Origin of the sequence: Melioribacter sp. (genome assembly GCF_049325435.1) — a bacterium.
GTDB lineage: Bacteria > Bacteroidota > Ignavibacteria > Ignavibacteriales > Melioribacteraceae > Melioribacter > Melioribacter roseus.
This window is the reverse complement of sequence record NZ_JBMOLD010000008.1, coordinates 37,395-62,657: the sequence shown is the minus strand read 5'-3', so window position 1 is coordinate 62,657 and position 25,263 is coordinate 37,395. Positions and strand designations below refer to the sequence as shown.

Genomic DNA, 25,263 nt, shown 5'->3' with positions numbered 1-25,263 from the left:
GAGAAAATTATTTTGAATTACGGCACAATTGTAACCACAATCCTTTTATAACGCGTTAATGGAGGGCGTCCCCTGTCGGTAACCTTAAGAATTATATGAGCGGTCTCCGGTTTATCCACCGAAGGAGCAGTAAAGACAACGTTATGCGAATTTTCAGCGCCGTTTACCTTGATAAGAGTTTTGTAAGTACTCGCTTCGGGATAATGGAACCACAGAAAGCTAAAGCTGTCGCCGTCGGGATCGTATGTTTTGAAAGCGTCGAGACTAAAAGTTACGCCTGATTTAACAGTAATTGAGTCCGGATGCGAAAGTACCGGCTCCGGCGGGTGATTGGCGTCCGCATAAGATTTAACGCACCAATCCATTCGAGCAGCGAAATCATTTTGAATCTCGTCGCGCCAACGCCATAAAGTAACCTTGAAATCGTAAAAAGCATTTGTATCCGGTTTTACTGTGCGTCCGTATTCATTTTTTACATAAGGGATGTAATTGTCGTAGGCGTTTGTCCAGATAGGACGTGTTTCGGGCGCGATTGTAACGATAGAGTTACCGTCTTTCATTTTAGAAAAATCAGGGATATAAAGTTCATATCGTCCTCCCCAGCCTCCCCAATCGGGGTGTTCGGGATTATTTAATCCATTCGGAATTAACGAAAGAAAAGAAGGCGTGTCTCCTTCCATACCCCAGGAGACATCGGGATAGAGAGCGCCCAGAGGACCGTGATTTTGCTGAATGTTTTCTGCTAACCAACCGTTGCTGATAGTTGTGTTGTCAATTCCTTCTATATACGAATTAATTCCCGTCCATGTAGCCGCGCCGTAATCGTCGCCTGGAGAAACTATATAAAACAGATCAGGGAAATTATTTCTGATCCAAATTCCGCTGTCGTCCTGGTCAGAAATTGTATAAACCCTAAGCTTGCGAATCAATCTGTCAGCATCTTCTTGCGAGTGTGTATTTTTTATTTTAAACAATGCCTGAGCAAGTGTATTTACGCCTCCCCATACGGCTATCCAGAGCGGCCTTTTATCGTCTTCTTTCAAAACTTTAATAATCCAATCCGACCCTTCCGAATCTTTTCCTTCTCCGACTCCCGACATACCATATAACGGAAGTCCGCTTTTAACCAGTTGCAATAATTTTTCCGCTTCGGGAAAACCTTTTTCATGTAATAAGAGATTGTCGCGTACTTTTGCATAACCGTTTATAATTCGTTTTATAGATTCCGGGTTAACCCTATCTGTGTGCCAGCACGAAGTTGTAGCTATTAATCCTTTTATATCAATTTCGTTTGAATAAAGCAGCAGCCTTACCAATGACTGAGTATCGTCGGGGTCGGCTTCTATATCAGTCAATACAATCAATTGGTTTTTTTGAATTTCGTTTCCAGACGAAACATTTAAAAAACCCGAAGCGCAGAACAGCAACAAAAAAGTAATTAATACTTTCATATAGGTAATCCTATTTTTTTTATTAACCGATAATAGTATAATATTATTATTTTATAAAAAATTTCGAACAATCCTAATTATACTGCTTTTGTCTGTTGCTGCATTTTTCGAGATATATCATTTCAAAAGGTCGGTAAGGCGATGTTGTTCTATTTTTGCCTCTGTTGTGTTCTTCAAGCCTTCTTTGAGGATTATTTGTTATTCCAACATAAATGTAGTTTCTTTTCAAACTCGATATGGCATAAACGTAATACATAGGAAGGGTTTTATATTTGTACCGAAGGCCGGAGTCGAACCGGCACGGGGTGTGAGCCCCACTGGATTTTGAGTCCAGCGCGTCTACCAATTCCGCCACTTCGGCACTTTTTTGAATTGGCTCTGCAAAATTAATCGTTATACCGATTAGTATCAAGTCAAATTTGCAAATTAATCAAATAATTGTTTCAAATATTCATTCATCAACTTATTCCATCCGTCCCAACCGTTCGGTACGTCGTTCCTGATATCGAGACGATGACCGATTTTTTTCAATTTGAATATCGAAGAGATTTCGAGGTTTTCGCGCATCGATAAATCGCCTTCGATAACGCCGAAGATAAATTTAATCTTCTCGATCGGATCGAGATATTTTCTGTCCGTCAAATTCGGCAAATAGTCGAACGGGTTATTGAAATAGCAATCTTCGTCGTAATATCCCATGATGAATTGTTTGATATCGTAAAAGCCGTTAACTGAAATCATAGCCGAAACCAGTTCGGGATGTTTAAGCGACAAATTCAGAGCATGATAACCCCCGAGATCGACGCCGCCCAAAATAACACGATCTTTTCCCGTATCGTATTTGGTAAATTCGATTACGTCTTTGATTATAGTACTTTCGTACAGAAGGTGTTTCTTTACTCTTTCCGAAGGGTGCGCTTCGAAATTGTACCAGCTATCCTCGTCAATCGTATCGGGACAATAGACTTTTATTTTTCTGCTTACGATTAAATCTTCGAGCGCCGAAATCATGCCGTTGTCTTTACAATCGTAAAAGCGGCCTTTTTTATGAGGGAACAGAATTACCGGTTCTCCAAACTCGCCAAAAACCAGCATTTCCAAATCTCTTTTGAGAAATTGCGAATACCATTTATGATATGTTTCTTCCATCAGAAATCCTTAAATTACTATCCAAATATAATCGATAATGTCAATTAAATGAAGAGACAATTACTATTTATCTGTTTACTGGCGGTAACTACGTCGTTCGGACAAATGCTCGAAAGCAAATGGGTCAATATTGCCGATACGGACACCCATAAAATTTATGTGGATACAACTTCGTTAAAAAAAGTATCGGACAATATTACCGTAATTTACATGGAATATTTTCCGGCTTCGCATAAAATTAACGGGGTTGACGTCATCTATCTTAAAACCCAAACTCTATTCGATATACCCGCAGGCAGAGGCACTATTATCGGAAGACTCTACTACGACAAACAAATGAAACTTATTACGGATAATAATTTAAGAAGCCTTTTGCCTTCCGACATCACTTCCGTTCCGATCGACTCGAATAATGTAATGAAAAAAGTATACGAATATTGTCTCGACCGTCTGGGAGTAGTGCCGGAGAAAGTTAAAGAAAATGCTTCGCGATTGTTTACCGGCGAAACGGTACTTACTCCAATCGAACCGCTTGAGGCAGACACTCAGGAAGTTGTTGAAGAAAAGCTCGAAATTAAAGAAGCTGCAAACAGTAGCCAGAAAAAAGTCTCCAAATTCATTTTCGAATCCGACGGTAAATATACGGTGCAGGTATCTGCCTGGCGAAGTAAACGGAAAGCCGAATCCGTTGCGAACAGCCTGAAAAGAATCGGGCATAACGCATTCGTGATAAAAGCCGTAATCCCCGGCAGAGGTACGTGGCACCGAGTAAGAATCGGTTATTTCGATTCGATTCAAGCCGCCGTAGATTTTATAAGAAAAAATCCGAACCTATTTTAGTCGTTATTTTTCAATACAAGAAATCTTTTGATTTTTTGAGTAGTTGTCTTTTCGAATTCCTGTTCTCGTATATGAAATCGGATGATTCGCTTAAAAGCCGGCAAGTTTTTATTTGCTTTTTCAACTTCTTCTGCGATTACTTTTTTAATCAGGTCGTCCGTTATATCGATTCCTTTACTTTCCGAAAGTTCAATAAAAGCCTCGGCGTCCACAACTATCTGAGCGGCTATTACTTCGTCCTGTTTGGGATCTTTTTCGCCGTAGACAATCGATTCGAGTATAAACGGACTGCGGTTGAGAACGTCCTCGATTTCTTCGGGATAAACATTTTTACCGCTTTTCGATATTATAACGTTTTTCTTTCTGCCGTTAATATGCAGAAATCCGTCGTCGTCGATAAAACCGACATCCCCGGTTTTAAACCATCCGTCGAAAAAAGCTTCGGAAGTGGCTTTTTCGTTTTTATAATATCCTATTATAACATTCGGACCCTTTACCCATATTTCGCCGCTGCCGTTTTCGTCGGGTTGGTTTATGGTAATCTCCACGTGCGGCAACGGCAATCCCGCCGCGTCGTCTTTGAAATTATCGAGACGGTTTAAAGCCACGATCGGAGAGGTTTCGGTTAAACCGTAACCCTGTATGAAATTAAATCCGAATTCCCTCAATCCTTTTGCAACCATCGGATCAGGCGCCGCTCCGCCGGCAATAAATATTCTGATTGCTCCTCCGAATTTCTCGTGCAGCTCCGAAAAAATCATCTTTTTGAATTTACTCAATCCTACGTACAAAAACAGATTTGACAATTTCAAAAGCGGCGGGACAATTAAAGATTTTACTTTATCTTCCTTAATTCCCTTTACAATTCTCTTAAACATTTTATCGTACAGAAGCGGAACTCCCAACAGGATCGTCGCTTTAACTTTTTGAAGGTCGTCTACAACCGTTTTTAACGACCTGGCATAGTGAACCGAAGCCCCGGCATACAAAGGGCATAACATTCCGCATGTACATTCATAAGTATGATGCATTGGCAATACGGATAAAAATCTGTCTTCCTTTGTTATTAAAATCATACTCACCATATCCATCAAATTCGAAGCAAGATTTTTTTGGGAAAGCATAACGCCCTTTGCCCTTCCGAGAGAACCCGACGTAAAAATAATTTCAGCCAAAGCGTTCGGATCGATTTCTGGCAAATCGCTTTCTTTTGCCGGCTCGGCTTTATTTATCAATTCCGGCATCGACAAAAATTCTTCGTCTTCTTTGGTCTCGTCCATGCAAATGAAATATTTCAGTTTCTTAAGAACGTTTTTTCCTTCGGCTATTACGCTCGAGTAGTTACCCGAAAAGATAACGGCTTCGGAATCCGATTCATGCAGTATATTGAATATTTCATTGTCGGTCAGATTTCTGTCGATTGGCACAACCACGTAATTGAACGTCATGCACGTAAGATAACCGAGCGCCCATTGAACTCTGTTTTCACCTATGATAGCAATGTGAGTTCTTTCTTTAATGCCGAGTTTTTTGAGAGCTGCTCCGAATTTTAATATGCTAAGTTTTAACTCATCAAATGTCAACTTCGAAATCGGCGTATTGTTAAGGTCTTCCAGCGCAAGTTTATCGGCATAAACATTTCCGGAACGGAGCGCCATATCCTGAATCGATTCGATTTTGGGTACGTCGTACAATTTCAGTTCTTTTTTCATTGCTACTCCCTGTTTGCAATTTCGGTAATTATCTTTTTTACCAAATCGAAAAATTTGGGCACGTCGCTTATTTTAAGTTTTTCGTCCGGCGAATGAGCTCCCGTAATTGTGGGTCCTACGGAAATCATATCGAGTCCGGGATATTTTTCGCCTATAATGCCGCATTCGAGTCCGGCATGAACAACTTTTATTTCCGGTTTATTGTTGAAATTCTTTTCATAAACCTCTGACGCTATTTTGAGCAATTCCGAATCGAAATTCGGCTGCCATGCAGGATATCCGTCCACTACGTCCACTCTTGCTCCCGCCAGTTCAAAAACAGATTTTACTGTTCTGCCGATTTTCTTTTTAGCCGACTCGACCGAACTTCTTTGACTTGTTCCGATTCTAATTTGATTGTTTTCCGTTACAACTGTCGCCAGGTTTGTGGACGTTTCGACCAAGCCGTCAATTTTTTCACTCATTTCAACTACCCCGTGAGGCAAAGCAATAATCGTATTGATAATTTTACCCGCAAATTCGTTAGTAAATGCGTCGGCGTATTTTTCATTTGATTTTTCCAGTTTAATTACGAGGTCCGAGGCGTTTGCTCCTATTTCATTTTTTACTTCCGACAAGTACCGGGAAATTATTTTATCAATATCACTTAACAGATCTTTTTTAATCAAAACATTTGCCTCTGCTTCTCTAGGAATTGCGTTTCTTTTCGATCCGCCGTTGAGCGAGGCAATTTTAACGTCGCGCTTCTGTAATAGATCCATCAGATAAGCGAGAATTTTAATCGCGTTTCCCCTCCTTTCGGAAATCTCCATACCGGAATGTCCGCCTTTCAATCCTCCGACATATAGACTGTAGGATTCGTATTCCCCGTTTACCGGTTCGTACCGGATATCAAAAACGCCTACGGTATCCATTCCGCCCGCGCAGCCGATATAAAAGATACCGTCTTCTTCAGTGTCGAGATTAATCATATATTTTCCACGGAGCATATTCTTATCGAGGTTGCTTGCTCCCGTCAATCCTGTTTCTTCATCCACAGTGAAGAGAAGCTCTATCGGTCCGTGCTCAAAATCTTCGTCTGCAATTGCTAAAGCCGCGGCCATACCGATGCCGTTGTCAGCCCCCAATGTAGTTCCTTTGGCTTTAATCCACTCTCCTTCTATTTCGAGTTCAAGAGGATCATTGAAAAAATCGTGTTCTGTGCCTTTGTTCTTTTCGCATACCATATCCACGTGACTTTGCAATACAATTGCTGGCGCGTTTTCTTTGCCTTTCGTCGCCGGTATTTTTATGACAATATTTTTTACGTCATCTTCGATGAATTCAAGATTTTTCGATTTGGCAAACTCCTTCAAATAATCGAGAATTTTCTCTTCGTGTTTAGATGGTCTCGGAATTTGCGTAATTTGATAAAAATACTGCCATACATTTTTCGGTTCGAGGTTAGATAGATTTGCAGTCATTTATTTTCCTTAATTATGTCTGATAGAAATGATATCGCCGTCTTTTACAATGTACTCCTTGCCCTCCAGACGCCATGCACCCGATTCTTTGCATTTATTAAACGAGCCGTATTTAATAAAATCGTCGTAATGCACAACTTCGGCGCGTATAAATCGGTTATAAAAATCCGTATGTATAACGCCCGCCGCCTGCTGAGCGGTATAATTCTTCTTTATTGTCCAGGCTCTGCATTCGTCTTCTCCGACTGTAAAGAAGGACTGAAGACCGAGCATTTCGTAAGAAGTTCTAAGAATTTTGGCAAGAGCGGATTCTTTTATGCCATAATCCGCCATAAATACTTTTTGATCTTCCGGCTCCAATTTGGAAAGTTCCAACTCAATTTTAGCAAAGAATGGAATGACCGGATTATTTTTCTCTTTTAAAGAGGATACGATTTTTTTAGTCTCTTCTTCTACTTTGGGAATTGCATTCTCGTCGAAATTGAGCGCGATAGCCAACGGTTTGAGCGTCAAAAGTTGATAACCCGACAGAAGTTTTAATTCGTTTTCGTCGAGTTCGAGCGTTCTTAAAGGTCTCTCGGCTTCGCAATGGCTGTAACATTTTTCAATAACGGGCAATTCTTTTTTTAATTTTTCGTCTTTCGATTTCTGGACGTCTTTTTTCAATTTTTCGAGACGATTTTCGAGAAATGCCAGGTCGGACAATAAGAATTCGGTTTCCAGGAATTCGATATCTCTTACGGGGTCAACGCCGCCCATCGGATGCGGCACCGACTCGTCTTTGAATGCTCTTATGACATAAAAAAGAGCGTCGTTGTTTCTGACGTTATTCAAAAATGCGTTTGTAATTCTTACTTTATTGTCGTCGGACATTTTGAGTCCGGGAATGTCGAAAACCTCTATTGTGGCATTTACTTTCTTTTTCGGTTGAAATATTTCCGTCAGTTTATCGAGTCGTTCGTCGGGAATTTTAACGACTTCGATAGCGGCTTCTTCTTTTTGTAATGACGGGTCGGATTCTTTTTTTGATAAGGTATTAAACAAGGTAGTTTTGCCGGAGAATTGTAAACCTACCAGACCAATCTGCATTATTTCATCTCATTTTATTGAAAAATAGAAAATAAATATATGATATTTTAGGCAATTATTTGCGTATGAAGTTCGATTTCTTCGAGCACGGAAGTTACACGCAGACATTCGCTCAATTCTCCTTCGAATATTTTTGCTTTGCCTTTAACGTGAGCTTCAAATGCATACGATTTGGCTTGTTCGAAACTGCATTTGAGCGCTTTGATTAGTTGCCTTATAACTTCGTCGAACGTATGGATGTCGTCGTTGTAAAGGATTACGCGATACGGTAAATCTACCGTGGTTTCTTCTTCAATTTCCGGTTGAATTATATTTTGTGTCTGTTCGTCAGCCATCATATTTCCTTTCTAACAATTTACATTCAATCACGGAAATTAAATTAAGTATTCGCTCCAATTTAATCAAACCGATAAAAGCGATTTTTAATCTAGGCGCACATTTCTCTTATGCACCGATGCCCTGCTGCTTATAATTTCTGCGTCGTTAGTTATACTCAATCCCGAGCAATCTTCTTTAGTCAATCGTTTATCCGTTCGAAATTTTACCGTCGAATTTTCATTTCCGGAGACATAAATAAATTTTGTGCCATTGGAAGCGGTCAACTCGGGCGTACCGTAAACGGTAACGGGTTCATCAAAATTTAAGATCAGACAATTTTCTACTATATCCTTTTGGACAACCGACGGACCCTCGGTTGATTCGGGGTCCCATTTAAAGTCGAAAGTCCAGGCAGGAGTAATTTCTTCTTTATAATATCCCGCCTGTCGCAGATTATCATTCATCCAATCGTAATTGCCGCCTTCCCTTTTGCATCCGTCGAAATAATATCTTTTGCCCCAGTGAAATATTCTGTTGCGAGTTGTGTCATCATAAGTAACGCGATAGACAGGCGAGTCGGAAAGATTCCCGGAAAAAACGCAGTCGAGGAAAATAAATTGCGCTTCGTAGTGGTGGCGCGCCAGTTGAAAACCTTCAACTCCGTCGATGTATGAATTTTTAATCACGAACTTTTGATTTTTATCGTAAGCGCCGGCATGCCACAGAGCAGCCGTTTTTTTAACTTCATAAAATTTAGAATCTCTTATAAAACACCAGCCGCGCGGACATACGAAATCGACGGCTCCTGTAAAATTACATTTCGCATGATAATACATACCTTCTTTATAATTCCACAAAGAAACCGTATCGGCGCCTTTGCTGATGAGATTGCAGTTGTAAATAATGGTTCTTGTGCCGTAGCCGTATACCGCAAAAGCATGAGGGCCGATTTCCGGCTGAGTGTTTTCTATCGTCAGATTTTTCAACACCACGTCGTCGGCATAGATGTTAATTACTCCGGGCCCGATATTATCCGGATTTTTGTTCCATTCTTCTCTCGGCAGGTTATAGACTATCTTTGTTTCGTCTTTATCTTCGCCTATCAATGTTACATAATCTCTTTCTATTCTAATTCTTTCGTTGTAAGTGCCCTTCTTAATAAAGATTATAACGCGCCTGTAACTGAACATCGGCAATTTTTTAATTGCTTCCGTTAAAGTCTTGCAGTCGCCCGAGCCGTCCGCCGCCACTATAATATCGTATTTTTCCTGCGCGTAAGTAACCGAAATCAATAAGATCAATAAAAGAGGTAAATATTTTTTCATAATTTAATTTCCCGTTTTATTAATATAATCGAGAAGGATTCTTATGTTTCTGATAAAATAGGAAGTTGATATATATTCTTCATCGGTGTTATTTCGATACGGGGACGTATCGTATTTATCTCCGACGTAAGAAACGGCGTATATTTTATTCGCGTTTTTTACTTCCGACGGGTGTCCGATATACGGATTGGAAATAAAGACGCGCTTTGTAAACCAACAATAATTCGTATCGATAGTTGATATTATTTCATGAATTACGCTTGCTCCGTCTTTACCGTCCGGTTCTCTTCTTTTTCTTCTGCTTTTTTCATAGTCCAGTTCAAGATAATTCGATAGCAATCCATAAATTTCAACGCCTTCTTTATTCTCGATTTCGAAAGGAAACAAAAAATTTCCGTATCCGAAATTATTACAATTTGCTTTATGATATAGCTCTTTAATCCTTTTCAAATTTATTGTAGAAATGCAGGGATAATGGCTTACCGTCAGACTGCTGTCGTAGTCGTAAAAATATTTTCCGTTCGACGAATTGCTTCCGGTACGGTGAATAAAAAGAGCTTTGTTTGTACCGGGTTCAACGAATTTCGGCGCTCGGCAATTTTCTTCGTCGTCGTTAAATTTAACGGTCTCAATCCATTTTAACGCATCCGGAATAATATTCAAATATTTTTTGTCGCATGTCATTTCGTAAAATTTTATCAGCATTTCGACGTGATGCGCGGAATACTGAGGATCGAGCGCCGCCGGTTCATAGGTTCGCGCGGGAGCGGGCTCCATATTAAAATCGTATTGTTGCGCCCATCCGGCTTGTGGCTTTTTGTATTGGGATAAGATATAAAAATTCATAGCTCTAATGATCGGACCGTACAGATGAGCATATTTCAGCGTCGAGTAGCATAAGATTAAAAACCTGATATTGTTCCAGATAACGTCGTCGTTATAAGTATAGTAAGCGGAATAGTGCGTCGAATCGATAATCGGATAGCGTTGAGGCCATGCGCCGTTGGGATATTGACTCTTGAGAATAAAATTAATGGCGCCGTCCAAACTTTTTTTAACGGTTGTATCTCCGCTTACCAAAAAATATCTTAACAGATATTCCGCAGCGCCGGCTGTGGAATTGTCGTCGAATGTCGCGTTCCCGAAATAGTGATTGAATTCCTCGAGGCGCCAAGCGCATTTACCGATTGTGTCGTACCATTTAATCAACGATTCCTCGCCGTTGAAATCGGCAAGGTAATTCCACCCGCCGCATTCGAGCTGAGCTTTCATCAACGCCGCTGCGGATTTACCGGCAAGATGCAAATAAAAACTGTCCTGCAATGTTTCATAAATATCGAGAAATAAATGTCCCATTGCTACAGTGCCGTTGCCCTGTATCCAGATCATGGAAGGATAAGCTTCGAGTTCTCCCCATCTTCTCGAAAGGTCTTTTTTGTAATACCAGACATAACCGCCTCCCGTAGAGACTCTTTCGTCCATAAATTCGCACGACTTCCTGATAATTTTCTTTATGTCCGTAATGTCAGCCGCGTGGGATTGAGAATACGCAGCGCCTTTTAGGAAGAATGTCAACAAAAGAAAAGTTAAGAGACGTATGATTTTTTTTGATCGGTCATTCATAATAAGAGTAAAAAAAGCGGGGTATTTTAAACCCCGCTAAATTATTATTCAACATTTATTACGTTTTCCGAAACGCCTTCGCATTTCGATTTTTTCATAAATAATTCTGCATTCTTTCCTTTCAGGATAATATTGCCGGTCTCATTGCCTTCCAGTTTAATAATTTGATCTAGAGAAAGATCGGTATCGAAATTTTCAATCGATATATTTTTGCTCTGGAAAATTCTAATAACGGGCTCACGCGAAATTATTTTGGTATTTTTAAGCTCCACGCCGTCTGCGTCGAATATCGAGACGCCTCTTTTTGACGTCATCACAACGTTATTCAATACGATATTCTTAATTTTCATTTCAGGCAAGCCTTGAATAATAACGGCGTCTTCGGCTCCTATGCAATAAATATCGTTCAGAAAAATATTTCTGAATTGAGGGGTCGTTTCGTCGACATTCAATACTTTTCTGTTTTTCAATTTTTCCGCCAGCGGAATATCTTCCGTTGGAGCTTGACCTCCGTAATACATATTGAAGCTCAAGGCTTCGGTAGGAATATCCTTCATATAAATATTGTCTATATAAATATTTTCAACGACTCCTCCTCTTCCGCGCGTGCTTTTGAATCTGAGACCGATATCCGTGCCGATAAAATTACAATTGGTCACTTTAATGTTTCTAACGCCGCCGGACATTTCGCTGCCGATGGTAAAACCTCCATGGCCATGATAAACTATGCAATCTGCAATAATAACATTTTCCGTCGGGATTCCTCTTTTTCTTCCGAATTCGTTTTTACCGGATTTCATGCAAATTGCATCGTCGCCCACATCAAACTTACAATCATAGATTACGACATTTTTACATGATTCGACGTCGATGCCGTCCCCGTTTTGCGAGTACCAGGGATTTCGAACGGTAACGTTTTTTAAAATTATGTTTTCGCTCATCAAAGGATGAATATTCCACGCCGGTGAATTTTGAAAAGTAACGCCTTCCAAAAGTATATTTTTGCATTTAACCAAATTAACCATAACCGGGCGCAGATAATCGCGCACTTTCCGGTAATCTTCCTTTGTTAGTTCTCCGTTGGCTTCCAACAGACTGTCCAGTATGCGCTGACCGTTCATTGCTTGTTCGGAGGGCCACCATTGATTCTTTTTGTCCACAACTCCTCCAGAAGAGACAAGCTTTTTCCATTGACTTTCGGTCAACTTGGATTTTTTAACGTAACGCCACGCGTCTCCTCCGCCGTCGATTACTCCATATCCTGTTATCGCGATATTTTCCAGATTCCATCCGCTTATGGGCGATTGGCATCTGTATTGTTCCGTACCTTCGTAGGTCGTTAAGACCAAAGGATAGTCGTCGAAGTTTTTAGTAAACTGAATCATCGCTCCTTTTTCGAGAAACAGATTTACGTTGCTTTTCATTTCGATGGGACCGGTCAGCCATATGCCCGCGGGTACAATAACTTTACCGCCTCCGTTTTCAGAGCAAGCGGCAATAGCCTTATTAATAGCATCGGTATTTTTAGTCAAACCGTCGCCCACCGCGCCGTAATCAAGTATGTTGAATTCGGCTTTAGGAAATTCCGGAGGAGACACCAAAGGCATTTCAAAAGGCAAATCTTTATAATATTTTTTTATTTCTTCTTCGATGCCGCTCTGCGCAAATAATGGAGCGACCAGAGTAAAAATTACAAAAAAATAAAAACTCTTTTTTATCATAGATATCTCTCTTAATTTTCTGAAACATAATCAAGTTGCAGGATCCATTTTACCCAGTTTTCGGCGGCTCTATAATTTTGAAAATCTTCGGGCAATCTGCGATTGTCGATATACTCGTTATAAATCCACGGATCCCCTACGGCAAACAAATAACCTTTGCCTACTTTCTTAAAAATCATAACAGCCTGTCCTTCTTTTTTAAGAAGAGTTTCGACCGGTTCCGGATTGTTTATTGTGGAAATCTCCTTCATATAGATTTTATCAACTCCGGCGAATACAGGATTAAACGGTAAATTGACAAATGCGCCCATATCGTATTTTTTGCCGTCCACACGATTCAGACTGACTTCGTTAAAAGTAAACCCGAAGTTATTTGCAAGTTTGTTCAGATGTTCAAATTCGCAGTTGCCTTTATCGTTAGCGAGAATTAAAAGGATTCCTCCGTTTCGAACCCATTCATTAATATTTTTCACATCTTTCGATCCGATATAATTCGGTTTTTCGGTTTCCTTTTCGGTATCGGGGTCGACGATTATATAGACATCCGAATCGGCAAGATTTCCCGCGGTAGGAGCTTCTTTCAATTCGGAGATTTTTGCTCCGTATTTTGTAAATAATTTGCCAAGTTCATAATAGCCGGAATCGGTGGTGTCTTCCCAGATATAATGGAAAGGTTCCAATTGACCTGTTGCTTTGTTTTTTCTGTACTCGTTATTGAAGTAATTATCGAGAGCGACTTTTGTCTGATTTCTTCTCAGAGCATCCGCTTTTTCGAGTTCCATTGCAGCCATAATCAAAGGACCGTATCCTTTGAAATCATTAATTCTCGTCGGCTCGCTAATATAATATTCGTAGCTGCCGTCACGATACGGTTTGCCTCCCAGTCCAGCGCCGCGGCATGTGCCGTACAGGTTATAATAACCGTCGTCTTCGAGTTTGACAAATTGTTTTAAAATTCCTTCGAACGATTTTTGCGCTTCAGCTAAATATTTTTCCGGTAAATAGCCGTTATTTACGCCTTTGGCAATAGCATAGACGAACATGCACGAAGCGGAAGCCTCGAGATAATTTCCTTCTCTCCCGTGCATATTCAGTACCTGATACCATACATTTGCGGAATCGTCCCTTACTTTAAGGAGCGCTTCTGTTTGTTGGTTTAAAATATCGATAATTGCTTGTCTATCCGGATGCGTTTGAGGCAGAAAGTCGAGAACATCCACGAGCGCCATCATATACCAGCCGATTGCCCGTCCCCAGAAGTGCGGCGATTTACCCGTTTCGGGGTCAGCCCATTTTTGTTGGCGGCTCTCGTCCCATGCGTGATAGAGAAGACCGGTTTCTTTATCGAGCGTTTTTTCATAAACTAGTTTAACCTGATGCGTTATATCGTCGAAATTTTCCGGGAGATTAAAAACTTTGGAATATTCGGCATAGAACGGCTGTCCCATATAGAGACCGTCGAGCCACATTTGATAGGGATAAATTTTCTTATGCCAGAATCCGCCGCTTTCCGTTCGAGGCATATTTATAAGCTGTTTGTATAGCGTATCGAGAGCAATTTTATATTTTTCTTCTCCGGTTATCTGATAGACAAAAAGAACCGCTCCGGCAGGTTTTATATTATCGATGTTATAGTCCGAAAGCTTATAAGTTCTTATGCTTCCGTCTTCGTTAATATACTGATCGAGATTGTCTTTAATAAACCGATAATATTTTTTTTCGCCCGTGTAGTAGTACATCTTTCTGAGCGACTCGAGCATTAATCCCTGCTCGTAATTCCAATCGTCTTTTGTCATATACTGGTCGTAAGTAACCGCGCCCGGATGCCTTGCCAGAAACGATTCGGCAAATTTAACCGACCATAAATCATGGGTGAACTTTTGCTCGCTCTGGCAGTTCGATAAACCGCTGAATAATAAAACCGCAATGAAAACGTTAATCGCTTTTTGAAACATATTTTCTCCTGTTATAATGTAAAATTGACTGATAACCGGTTGACGTTGTCGAATATTTTAATATACGAGTACGAATAATTGACTTCGATTCTATTGCCTGCAAATTCCGTTTGAAGTCCTATTCCTGCGGACCACGATGCAATATCCCGATTCGATTGATAGCCTGCTCTAAGTGAAATCAGATTCATAAAAGTATAATCGATGCCTACATTTACTCTTTCCGAGTAATTGTTATAATGCATAAAATCCGCCGCCAATGTCAACTGCTGATTATTCGAAGATTCATCGATGAATTTCCAGAGATTTATAGCCGTGCCCATTGCGAATACAATCGGCATTTGCTCGTCAATTTCTTCCCTTTTAATTTGCGACGAGAAATTTCTGATAGCCATTCCGAATCTGAAATCCTTGAAACCGGTATTATAAAGCACGCCGGCGTCGAAGACCAATTTTGTAGCGTTATTTTTTCGTCCGGTTCCGTCGAAGAAATGATTCTCGCCCAGATTCTGACCTGCTATACGAATATTGCCTCCGATCGAAAATTGCGGACTTATTTTCTTTGCATACGTAAGACCGAAGGAATAGGCGCCCACATTCGAAAGCGGACCGGTTTCAATATATCCGTCGGGATATTGACTTTGTTGAGAAGGGTCGATAAGAGTAGTGCCGATTATTTCGCCGTAATCGACAGTCATCACATGAATTCCGAGCGTGCCGTAACTATCCATATTATAAACGGCGGCTCCGGCAAGGTAATTAATATCGGCAATCCATTGAGTAAAATTCAGGCTTACGTCGAAAGTATTGTTTGTATTTGCTATGCCGGCAGGATTATAAAAAATTGCATCGGCGGAATTCCCGACGGCGTAGAAAGCTTCGCCCATTGCGCTGGCTTTGGGCGATACGCTGACCAGCATAAAATTCATTGTGCTCTGCGCAAGTTTATTCAAGCCGACCTGAGCAAATGAATTAATGCCGAATATCAAAGTAATTACTATTGTCAATAAAAATTTATTTGATTTCATTATTCATGCTCTCCTTATCTTACTACGACAAATTTATGGTATGCCAGTTCTCCGTTCGGTTTTTCGATAACGGCAATATAAACTCCGCTGCTGATTACCTGTTGACTCGAAGTTAGCATATCCCATGTAACCGAACCGGATTTTGCCGGGTCGTCGTGAACGATAGTTTGTACAAGGTCGCCGTTTTCGGAAAATATTTTAATCGTACATGTACCGGGCAAATTAAAGAAGATAATCCCTCGCTGGTCGGTAAATCCGTAAGTTTTTAAGAGCGGATCGTTAATGTTATACGGATTCGGCACAATTCTTACTTTCGACAAATCGTCAGAAGAAGGGCGAGGCGGATTTATCCAATAGATATTCGGCACGAGAACGCGTGAACTGTAGAGCATCTTGCCGCGCGTTGTCGGGTCGGCATTCGGATCGTTCTCGTCTATTTTAGCTTTCGACTGTACATAGTAATAATACTGAGCGCCGTAAAGCACGGTTTGATCTTTGAAGACGTGCTCGAGTCCCCTGTCGTTAGCGTCGGAATCGTAAATTGTTTCATAAAACACAGTATCCTGATTCGACACTCTGCGCATAATACGGTATCCGGCAAAGTTAGGCATCGATTCGGCGTCGGGGCACGACCATTTGATTTCGACGCCGTCGCCGTATCCCGTTACGGTAAGTTCCGAAGGCGGAGGCGGCGCCTGGGGTATTTGATAATTATGTTCGAAATTCCATTTTGCTCTGTAAGCGGTTAACATGACAGAATCGATACCGCTGCTTATCCAACGGTCTTTAATTTTATCCATTTCGGTAGCGTCAATCGGAAATGCAAATTCTTTAGGCAGCCATCCTTTTTCAGGGTCGGGCATATTCGGCGGATTCTCAAGAGTTTTGTTCAACCATTTCTTTCCGACTTCGATTGCTTTCTGGTACGACAGACCGGCTATTCCCGATGCATAAACAATTCTGATTTTTTGACCCGGCTCGAATTTTTCGTACGGACCGAAAACGCTTACCATCATCGGATTGGCGCCCTGTTTTGTGCCGCCGGGATAATCCGAATAATCATAAACGCCAAGTTCGTCGGAATTTCCGCCGTGATGAGTCTCCGGCCAAACATTTCCTGTCATCGGGAAATAGTCCGAGAAACCACCCGCCAGCGCCCAGAAGTTTTTACTGCCGTAAAGGTCGTTTTCCACGTTGTAAGGTATTCTTGTGGCTGTTGCGGCGTATGTAATTCTCGGTTGCAGAAAATCGTCTACGTCATCGGCGGGATTTGTAAACGGTTGTTTTGAAGCATGTATAATCGAGTAGAAATAGATATCGCTGAAGAGCAATCTGCCGTCCTGAGTAACGATCGGCGCTCCCATATCGTCGCCCGGCTTATCCGGATCGTCTGCGCTATATTGATAAAATACCCTTGCCGTATCGCCTATTCTGCCGCCGTAATAATGATTCCATACTCTTGTCAATACAGGTCTTTCATTGTAAGGCACGGCGGGCGTCATCCCTTTCGAGTAATAACTGTTTGCTCCGTTTCCTTCCATTTTAATATAAAGCGAATCGAAGGTAAAATCGGACTTATTTTCAAAAGTCACTTCGAATATTATATAATTGTCATTGTAATTTTGACTCCATGCCATAATTTTTCTGTGCATTTCGATACCGTAAACATACTCGTTCGACACCTCAATTATTTGGTCGTAAGTGCCGCCTGTAAATTTCGACGGGTCATAAACGCCGAAGTCTTCCAGGTCGACAGATTGAAAATTGACTTCCTGCGCGGGATACCGGTAACGAATATAATTTGTCATCGGTTTGGTTACTTTACCTATCGGGAATTCATCCGTAGTGGGACCGTAAATCGGCAAAGTGTCGATTAATCCGGTATACGGATTAGGCCATTCGGAAGTTGTGCCGATCTGAAAACCCGAACCTGTGTTGAGTTCTCTGTATTGACCTCTGAAGCCGATGATGTTGTAATCGTTCGGGAAGAAACCGGCGCGGTAATCGAAATTACCTTTATCCGCATTTGCAGTAACTCCGATCCATACACGCCCCATTTTCATCAGAGCTACTTCTCTTTCCGGCGGCAATTGAGCATAGGCAGCTTGCAAAGCCAGCAAGAGAAAAGCAATTACCGTTAATAATTTTTTTCCGTTCATTTATAAAATCTCCGTTTTGTTCTGATTAAAAATCAATCCTTACGCCGACCCATATGTCTCTGGGCTGACCGAAGAGCCAGAATGAATAATTAGGATCGTTTATATATGGTTTATCGTCCGAACGCAAATCGCCAACTTTATCGTCGCCCGGGATATAATAACCCGGTTGATTTTCTCTCAATTGGTCGAATTCGGGCGAATCGTACATCGGCAGATGAAGCGACGCAAGATATTTGTTCAGGTCGTTGTCGTCCTGGAATGCGTATTCGTAACGCATTAAACTGACTTTGAAATTGAACAGATTGCTGATGTCGACGTAGAAATTTAATTTAAGATGACCAACGTCGACGGCTTTGTTGAGCTTCAAGTCGACCATATAATAGTCGGGCCATTGCATATTATTGCTTATATGAAGTTTGCCCAGAGGATTATACGTGAAGTATGAACCGGCATACCATTCGCCGAAGATTGTCATACTCCAACCGCCGAATATCTTTGCGCCGAGAATTTCCGGACCCCAATCCATCGGCGAACGGAATGTAACATTCGCATTTACTTTAGGACGCGGCAACGCACGCGATTCATTACCCTGATAAAGTCCTTCCTGATCGTTGTTGATTGTTACGTCGGAGATTATCTGTTTGCCCGTCAATCCGGACTTGCTCAGCATATAATTGAAATTGACCCAGAAGTTGAACCACGATTGGTCGTTCTTGGACAGAGTGACTTCAAATCCCTGAATGTCTTCGTACTCGTTATTTGCAAGTCCGTCGTAATTCAACGTGCCGCTCGAAGTTTGGTAAGAAACTTCTCCGGCTTGCCCGGTTATGTCTTTATAGTATCCGGAAAGTTGCATCAGGTAACCTTCCATGAAATTGTAAGCCAGTCCCAATTCATAGGAGATGGTTCTTGGCGGCTCGAGATTCGGGTTAGACATATCGTACAATCCGTTTTTATCATATCTGTAACGGTAGAGATACATTGTGTAATAGGGCGGATTGGAACGAAAATGTCCGTAGTTAAAATAGAATTTGGAGTTAGTCGTAACGGGGAACGAGACGCCGATACGCGGACTGACTGTAAAGAAATTCTTTATCGGCTGCAAAAATCCCGGGTGATCTTTGTCATATTGTTCCCAGATTTCCCATATATAAGATCTGCCTGCTTCCAATATGCTAAACAACGAAGTATCTACTTTCTGTGGTCTGAATACTTCTTCGGCAAAAGGATCGCCCGAGGGCCACTTGCCTCCGCCTCCGTAGTAATAATCGAACCTGACGCCTAAATTGGCAACCAAGCCTTCGTACGATATTTGATCCTGGATGTAAGCGGCAGTCTGGCTGGGCCAACGGTGATAATTAAATTCGTATGTGTTATACGCGTTCTGGTTCCATTTTTCCCAGAAGTTATGTTTAATATCGATATAGTTATATTCCAATCCCGCTTTAACAAAGTTATGCTCGTTAATTTGCGAGGCAATATCAAACTTTAACTGTAACTGTCTTACCTTGGTTCTGTCGTAGAGATCGCCTTCTTTACGCGAGAACCTTCGCGGTATTCCCGGAGGAGCGTCATAGCTCGGGAATGTAAAACCATCAACTTTATGTTGCGATGCAAACTGCCATTTGCCGTACGGGGATTCGTCAACATAAATAGGTCCGAAATTAGTAACTATCGATGTATCCCGGTTGTCCCCGGTCGGCGAATAATTTTTAATATACAGATATCCCGCCGTAAATTCCCAGTATGTGCTGTTGCTTACCACTTTATTGATCGTAACTCCGTTCATTAAAATGGTTTGATTTAATATCGGATAAAACGATTGATCGTACCAATATTCGGGATTATTGGCTACATATTTAATATTATTTATCGGCATAAATCCGCCTGCATTGCCTGCGTTCGGAGGATCGCCCCACGGCGGTCTTACGGGACTGAGACCTATTTGTCTTTTCCACAAACCGTTGTAAGAAACGCTAAGGCCTTCCGAAGGAGTTGATTTTATTGTAGCTAAGGTCGTATACGATTTCTGGCTTCGTAAAGTCAAAGGCATTACATAATAACGCTCGCTTGAATTGTTTGATATATAAAACGTAGCGTCGCCCAAGTATTTCCCGATCAACGGCAGAGGACCGCCGAAGCCGCCGTCAAAGTTCCAGTCTCTTCCTTCTTCTTTCATCCTATGCGATGCAAAAAGACTTTTTTGTTCGTCGGGAATTTCGTAATAACCGATTTGTTGTTTCAATTCGTCGGGTAAATTGCGCAAGCCTTCATAATCAGGTTCAGCCATATGCATCCATGTTGCAAACAAATAGAGTTGGAATGGCGTTACTTGCTTTTCAGGATCCTTTCCCCTATTATAATTTTCTGCTTGAGTAATCCAGCCAGTAAACTTCGGATTTTGTTCGCGCATATAAGGGTCGTCGGCCCAAGCTGCGTCTGTGCCTATAAAAGAGACTTCCGGATCGAGATAAGCTCTCAATGCATCGTTATGCGGATCGTAGAATGACGGACCGAAGCGTTTCAAATGCGGCTGATTCGCCGAGAACGAAAATGTTCCGTGGTATCCGTCTTTGGAACCGCCTTTTGTAGTAATATTAATTAATCCGGAACGGAAATTACCGTATTCGGCATTATAACCGCCCGAAAGCAACGAAACCTGTTCAACGGCGCTCATCGGAATCGACGTCTCGGCATTTCCTACTGCAGAGTTAACGTACGACAAGCCGTTAACCATAGCGCCTGTTTGATCCGCGCTGCCGCCTCTAATCGTCAGGAATCCGTTTTCCGTCGACACGCCGGGCAGCTTGGAAAGGAACGCGTTTATTTCTCTCACGCCCGAAGCGTCTTGCAACTGTCCCGACGAAACAACCATTTGAGTATTGGAAACTTCTTTATGAAGTTCGTCCCGTTTTGCTGTAATAATAATTTCCTGCCCTTCAATAACCGACGGTTTGAGAGCAATTTCGAGATTTGTAACGCGGTCGGCTGAGACAACTACATTTTCGATAATTTGCGTACCGTAGCCGATCATCGATATCTGGATATCGTATGTTCCGACTGGCACATTCACAATAAAGAACTTACCGTCGATATCCGTCGCCGCGCCGAGATAAGTATCTCTTATTACTACGTTAGCGCCGAACAGCGGCTCTCCGGTTTGCTCGTCGATCACTCTACCGATAATACGGCTCTTTGTTTGAGCTTCTGTAATTGCCGATAGAGCGACAAGAGCCAAGAACATTACAATAAATATTTTGAGTTTGTCCGTCATAAATAACTCCCGCCTTTTATTGTAAAAAATTAAGGTTCGAATCTGAACCAATCAAAATCTGTGTATCCGTTGTTTTCATTTTCTTTCCAGTTCAAAGAAAAAATTCCGACTTTGGCGCCGACCCATTTGCCTTCGCGCGCTTTGAATCTTTTTCCCAAATTTTTAAAATTAATTCTGTCCGTACTGTAACCGAAACTGCAATATCCTCCTTCGCTCACATTTACTCTTAAATATACGAGATTAACAGGAAGATTTTCCGCATCTACAATTATTTCTTCGCCTTCCTTGTCCGCATTTTTGTTAATTGCCTGATAGATTGAATAACCGCCATTCGTCTTTTGAATACCGATATAAGAATAATCAAGACCGAAGACAATCAATCCGGCAAAGTCACTATCGGCGCCGGGATTAAACTCAAGTTTAGCAGTCGCTTTTAATTCCGATGCGGGAAATTTTTGCATTAATAATTGCGGCGCGTTCCAAAGATTACGAATCGAATCGCTTACAGTTTGCGAGTAGAACCGAAGCCATCCGTTCCTTACTTTTCTACTTGTCCATGACGTATCGAAATTAGCCTGCCACTGCCACTGTAAACCGGGATAATCGGAATCAAATTCGTCGTTTGTTTGAGGCGTTTTAATTTCGGAATTAACGGCGACTTTCGGTTTTTTATAATTCAAAACAGGTTCTCCGATTCCGTTGCCGTCGTAATCAATTCCCATTACAGGCCAATCGTCCTCCCAACGCATCGGCTGCAAATGAACAATTCTGCCGTAAGCGTCTTTATCCTGAAAATGGACGAACCAAGATTCGCCTTCGGGCGTTTCCACCCATCCTCCCTGATGCGGGCCATTAATGTTTGTGGAACCCTGTTCGAGCACCACCTTGTCCTCATACGGACCGTATATATTTTTAGATCGCAGCGCAACCTGCCACCCGTTCCGAACCCCGCCTGCAGGCGCAAAGATGTAATAATATCCGTTGCGTTTATAAAATTTCGGTCCTTCTAAAGTAGGGTGTTTTACCGAATCGCAATAAATCAAAACGCCTTCGTCGAGCAGCGATTCGCCGTCGGGACTCATTTTATGCAGAGTCAATCTGTGTTTAATACCGGAGCGGCTGCGAGCCCATGCATGAACAAGATACGCGTTTCCGTCGTCGTCCCACAAAGGCGACGGGTCTATCCAGCCTTTTGCTTTTCTTATTAATTTCAACGGTTCCCACGGACCTTCGGGAGATTTTGATTTAGTCATGAAAATGCCGTAATCAGGGTCACCGTAATAAATATAGAATTCGTTATTGTGATACCTTAGGCATGGAGCCCAGATACCGTTGCCGTGCTGCGGTTTGTCGAATTCCTTAATCGGATAATTTATAACCGCGTGCCCTATTATTTCCCAGTTAACCAGATCTTTTGAATGTAGAATCGGCAAACCCGGAAAATGCGAAAAACTCGACGAGGTCATATAATAATCGTCGCCTACGCGAATAACGTCAGGGTCGGAATAATCGGCGTGTATTATCGGATTTTTGTACGTTCCGTCGCCGTTGTCGGGAATCCATACATACGACTTACTCTGCGACAAGACCGTAACAAAAGAAATTAACGCTATATAAATTATTTTTTTAATCATATAACTATTTTGAAATAATCATCTTCTTAGTAATTGACCTGCCGTCGAAGTCGAGACGATAGAAATAAACTCCGCTTGAAACGCCGGTAGCGTCGAAATTAAAGGAATGATACCCCGCTCTTAAAATTCCCGTATGAAGATTTGCAATTTCCCGTCCTAACAAATCATAAACGGCTAATTTTACATAACCTCTTTTCGATAAACTAAAATCGATTTTAGTAGTCGGATTAAACGGATTGGGGTAGTTCTGATTCAAAATGAAATCGGTTTTAATTTCATTTTGATTATCGCTAATTCCCGTTATGGTTGCAAGTTCATTCAAATAAATTTCCAGAAAGGTATATCCGTCCTCGCGCACATAATTCCGGTCTTCGGGATTATTCGGATCCAAACCGTTGGCGGTTTCCCAGTCGTCCGGCATTCCGTCGTGGTCCGAATCAACGGGAACGTTATAAGTATTTAATTCCGGCCAGCCGCCTACGTCTTCCTGCGAATCGATAATGCCTTTTCCTCCGCCGCCCCAACTTTTACCGTAAGCAGCCGTGCCTGTACGAGCTTCTTCTACAATACGCGAGTCAATCGGGTCGCGTTTTGGCAACGTGGCGCCGGCGTTTTGCAAAACGAGTTGATATGCTTCTTCGGGCGATTGAACTGAAACATCAGCAATCGGAAAAGGAGTATCGACTCTCACCTGCGCTTTAACTTCGGCTGTAATTCCCTGAACACCCTTACCCCAGTTGTCCGCAGTCGCATCGGGATAACCGAATACAAAATTGTCGGCTACGTAGAATTTACCGAATCCGGTATTGGTGCCTCCGTCTGTGGTCGGATTCACAATTCTGTAAGCGACTCCGGATTTTGTTGCGGGACCGGCTTTATAATAATTCGATCTTACGTTTTGATTTCCTTCTTCGCCGCCGTAGGCGCTGTTTTCGCCCCAATTATAAATCACATTGTTGACAAAATCGACAATCTCTTTTTGAGGCTGACGATGGTAACGGCTTCCGTTAAAACGGGGATTCCTGCTTCTGTGATGAGCCAATAAATTATGATGAAAAGTAGCGCCCATTCCGCCCCAAATACCTCCGTATCCATGCGCTCCTTTGGAATGTTTCGATTCATTTAACGACTCGCTTATAATGCACCATTGCATTGTAAAATTTTCGTTGTCATAAAAACTGGCCGCTTCGTCTATGCTCCAGGACATAGAGCAATGGTCTATAATTATATCTTTGTTTTCTCTGCCGTTAAAAGCGTCGTCTTCCACTCCGTAAATATCGCCCAAACGAAAACGCATATATCGCACGATTACATTGTCGGCGTCGATTGTTACCGGATAGTCGGCAATACAAATACCGTCGCCCGGAGCGGTCTGTCCCGCAATTGTAAGATTTCCGTTTTTAATCGAAAGCTTCGATTTGAGTCGTATTGTTCCTGATACTCTGAACACAATTGTTCTGGGCCCCGACTGATTAACAGCGTATCTCAAGCTGCCGGGCGAATTGTTGTCATCAAGCGTCGTAACTTCGTAGACGTCCCCCCCACGTCCACCGGAAGTAAATCTGCCGTATCCTTCGGCGCCCGGGAATGCAATTATATTCGAAGGCACGCCTTTAGTATCGAATTTCATTTCGATACCGTAATAGATTGTATCCGCGGTTTTGGCATATGCCCTGTAGTAATACTGAGTATTTGGCAGCAGGCTATCGACCATGGCAGTAAAATTACCCGCGCCGTTTCCCGCAATTATTTTGATATCGTCGATTGTCGGGTTGCCTGTAGTATTCAGGCAAAATCCCCGTTCCAAAATATCGTCGTTATTTTCGTAAATGATATTTCCTCTTAACACCGCCGTAAAGGAAGTTATGTCGGTAGCTTGATTAGTTACAACGGTCAAAGGCAACTGATTTCCGGATTCGGAAGCTATTCCCGATATCGTAAATTCCTGAAGAAAAATATACTTGGACGGATTTGTCGAACCGTCCGGCAACCACGGATAGATTCTCACGTAGATTTTTTGCCGGTCTGTAATCGTCTCGGTAATATCAAATGAGTATTTATCCCGAGTGTCTCTGCCGACTTCAATAAAATCGCCGCTGTTCAGTTTAACGGGATTAGAGAAATCCGATGAAACGGAATAGTACACATTTGCTTTCATTTTGCCGGTGCCGCCGGCGTTCATATAGAAAGAGATATTCGTCACCGTTAATTTATAGCCGACAGCGGGGTATGCCGCAAATTCGATATATCTATCGGGATTGTCGGAAGATTCGTCCGGCCAGTTTTCTCCGGTCCACCATCTTTGATATTTTCCAAGGGGGCCTGTCGAATTATCCGACAAAACTCCCGTATAATCTCTAACTTCCATATTGCGCCCTGTGGCGGGCAACCCTAAAATATTTCCTTCCGTAAATGTCACTTCCTGATTTTCAATTAAATCCCATTTTACGACGGCATTATTTTGTCCGATAGCCGTACCGGTTAGAATTGCGAAAAAGAAAAAATAAGAGAGTATTTTTTTCACG

17 protein-coding genes and 1 tRNA gene are annotated in these 25,263 nt (G+C 41.9%); 1 reads left to right on the top strand and 17 read right to left on the bottom strand.

What is annotated here, in order from left to right; all coding sequences use genetic code 11:
- Positions 1–17: 17 nt before the first annotated feature.
- The 4 genes from ACOYVE_RS05435 to ACOYVE_RS05420 form a co-directional block, all read right to left on the bottom strand.
- Complete coding sequence (locus ACOYVE_RS05435) at positions 18–1,451, bottom strand: nucleoside hydrolase-like domain-containing protein (protein WP_422881168.1); 1,434 nt, start codon at positions 1,449–1,451, stop codon at positions 18–20.
- Between the two features lie 73 nt (positions 1,452–1,524).
- The gene (locus ACOYVE_RS05430) at positions 1,525–1,707 is read right to left on the bottom strand and encodes a GIY-YIG nuclease family protein (protein WP_422881166.1); all 183 of its coding nucleotides are present in this window, start codon (positions 1,705–1,707) and stop codon (positions 1,525–1,527) included.
- 19 nt (positions 1,708–1,726) lie between these two features.
- Positions 1,727–1,812, bottom strand: a tRNA-Leu gene (locus ACOYVE_RS05425).
- Positions 1,813–1,877: 65 nt separating this feature from the next.
- Positions 1,878–2,600, bottom strand: coding sequence for an esterase family protein (locus tag ACOYVE_RS05420; protein ID WP_014857019.1), 723 nt, complete (start codon positions 2,598–2,600; stop codon positions 1,878–1,880).
- 48 nt (positions 2,601–2,648) lie between these two features.
- Here ACOYVE_RS05420 and ACOYVE_RS05415 point away from each other — a divergent pair, with 48 nt between their 5' ends.
- Positions 2,649–3,440: an SPOR domain-containing protein gene (locus ACOYVE_RS05415; protein WP_014857018.1), complete on the top strand. Its 792-nt coding sequence runs from the start codon at positions 2,649–2,651 to the stop codon at positions 3,438–3,440.
- Here the strand turns inward: ACOYVE_RS05415 and ACOYVE_RS05410 are convergent.
- The 13 genes from ACOYVE_RS05410 to ACOYVE_RS05350 form a co-directional block, all read right to left on the bottom strand.
- Positions 3,437–5,152: an AMP-dependent synthetase/ligase gene (locus ACOYVE_RS05410; RefSeq protein WP_422881165.1), complete on the bottom strand. Its 1,716-nt coding sequence runs from the start codon at positions 5,150–5,152 to the stop codon at positions 3,437–3,439. The genes ACOYVE_RS05415 and ACOYVE_RS05410 overlap by 4 nt on opposite strands.
- Before the next feature lie 2 nt (positions 5,153–5,154).
- A complete protein-coding gene (locus ACOYVE_RS05405) occupies positions 5,155–6,615 on the bottom strand; it encodes an aminoacyl-histidine dipeptidase (RefSeq protein WP_014857016.1) in 1,461 nt (486 codons plus the stop codon).
- A 9-nt stretch (positions 6,616–6,624) separates the two neighbouring features.
- The gene (ychF, locus tag ACOYVE_RS05400; RefSeq protein WP_014857015.1) at positions 6,625–7,704 is read right to left on the bottom strand and encodes a redox-regulated ATPase YchF; all 1,080 of its coding nucleotides are present in this window, start codon (positions 7,702–7,704) and stop codon (positions 6,625–6,627) included.
- 47 nt (positions 7,705–7,751) lie between these two features.
- The gene (locus ACOYVE_RS05395) at positions 7,752–8,042 is read right to left on the bottom strand and encodes an ATP-dependent Clp protease adaptor ClpS (protein WP_226990954.1); all 291 of its coding nucleotides are present in this window, start codon (positions 8,040–8,042) and stop codon (positions 7,752–7,754) included.
- An 84-nt stretch (positions 8,043–8,126) separates the two neighbouring features.
- Positions 8,127–9,347, bottom strand: coding sequence for a pectinesterase family protein (locus ACOYVE_RS05390; protein ID WP_014857013.1), 1,221 nt, complete (start codon positions 9,345–9,347; stop codon positions 8,127–8,129).
- Between the two features lie 3 nt (positions 9,348–9,350).
- A complete protein-coding gene (locus ACOYVE_RS05385) occupies positions 9,351–10,829 on the bottom strand; it encodes a pectate lyase (protein WP_157867405.1) in 1,479 nt (492 codons plus the stop codon).
- A 185-nt stretch (positions 10,830–11,014) separates the two neighbouring features.
- Entirely contained in the window at positions 11,015–12,691 is a 1,677-nt protein-coding gene (locus ACOYVE_RS05380) for a glycoside hydrolase family 28 protein (RefSeq protein ID WP_422881162.1), read from the bottom strand.
- Positions 12,692–12,702: 11 nt separating this feature from the next.
- A complete protein-coding gene (locus ACOYVE_RS05375; RefSeq protein ID WP_014857009.1) occupies positions 12,703–14,646 on the bottom strand; it encodes a glycoside hydrolase family 88/105 protein in 1,944 nt (647 codons plus the stop codon).
- An 11-nt stretch (positions 14,647–14,657) separates the two neighbouring features.
- Positions 14,658–15,671: a PorV/PorQ family protein gene (locus tag ACOYVE_RS05370; RefSeq protein ID WP_014857008.1), complete on the bottom strand. Its 1,014-nt coding sequence runs from the start codon at positions 15,669–15,671 to the stop codon at positions 14,658–14,660.
- Positions 15,672–15,685: 14 nt separating this feature from the next.
- The gene (locus tag ACOYVE_RS05365; protein WP_422881159.1) at positions 15,686–17,830 is read right to left on the bottom strand and encodes a hypothetical protein; all 2,145 of its coding nucleotides are present in this window, start codon (positions 17,828–17,830) and stop codon (positions 15,686–15,688) included.
- Between the two features lie 25 nt (positions 17,831–17,855).
- Entirely contained in the window at positions 17,856–21,104 is a 3,249-nt protein-coding gene (locus ACOYVE_RS05360; RefSeq protein ID WP_014857006.1) for a TonB-dependent receptor, read from the bottom strand.
- A gap of 29 nt (positions 21,105–21,133) precedes the next feature.
- Positions 21,134–22,738, bottom strand: a complete 1,605-nt coding sequence (locus ACOYVE_RS05355) for a glycoside hydrolase 43 family protein (RefSeq protein WP_014857005.1) — start codon at positions 22,736–22,738, stop codon at positions 21,134–21,136.
- Between the two features lie 4 nt (positions 22,739–22,742).
- Positions 22,743–25,262 carry a T9SS type A sorting domain-containing protein gene (locus ACOYVE_RS05350; protein WP_422881157.1) on the bottom strand — a complete coding sequence of 840 codons (2,520 nt, stop codon included), beginning with the start codon at positions 25,260–25,262 and terminating at the stop codon, positions 22,743–22,745.
- Position 25,263: the final 1 nt, after the last annotated feature.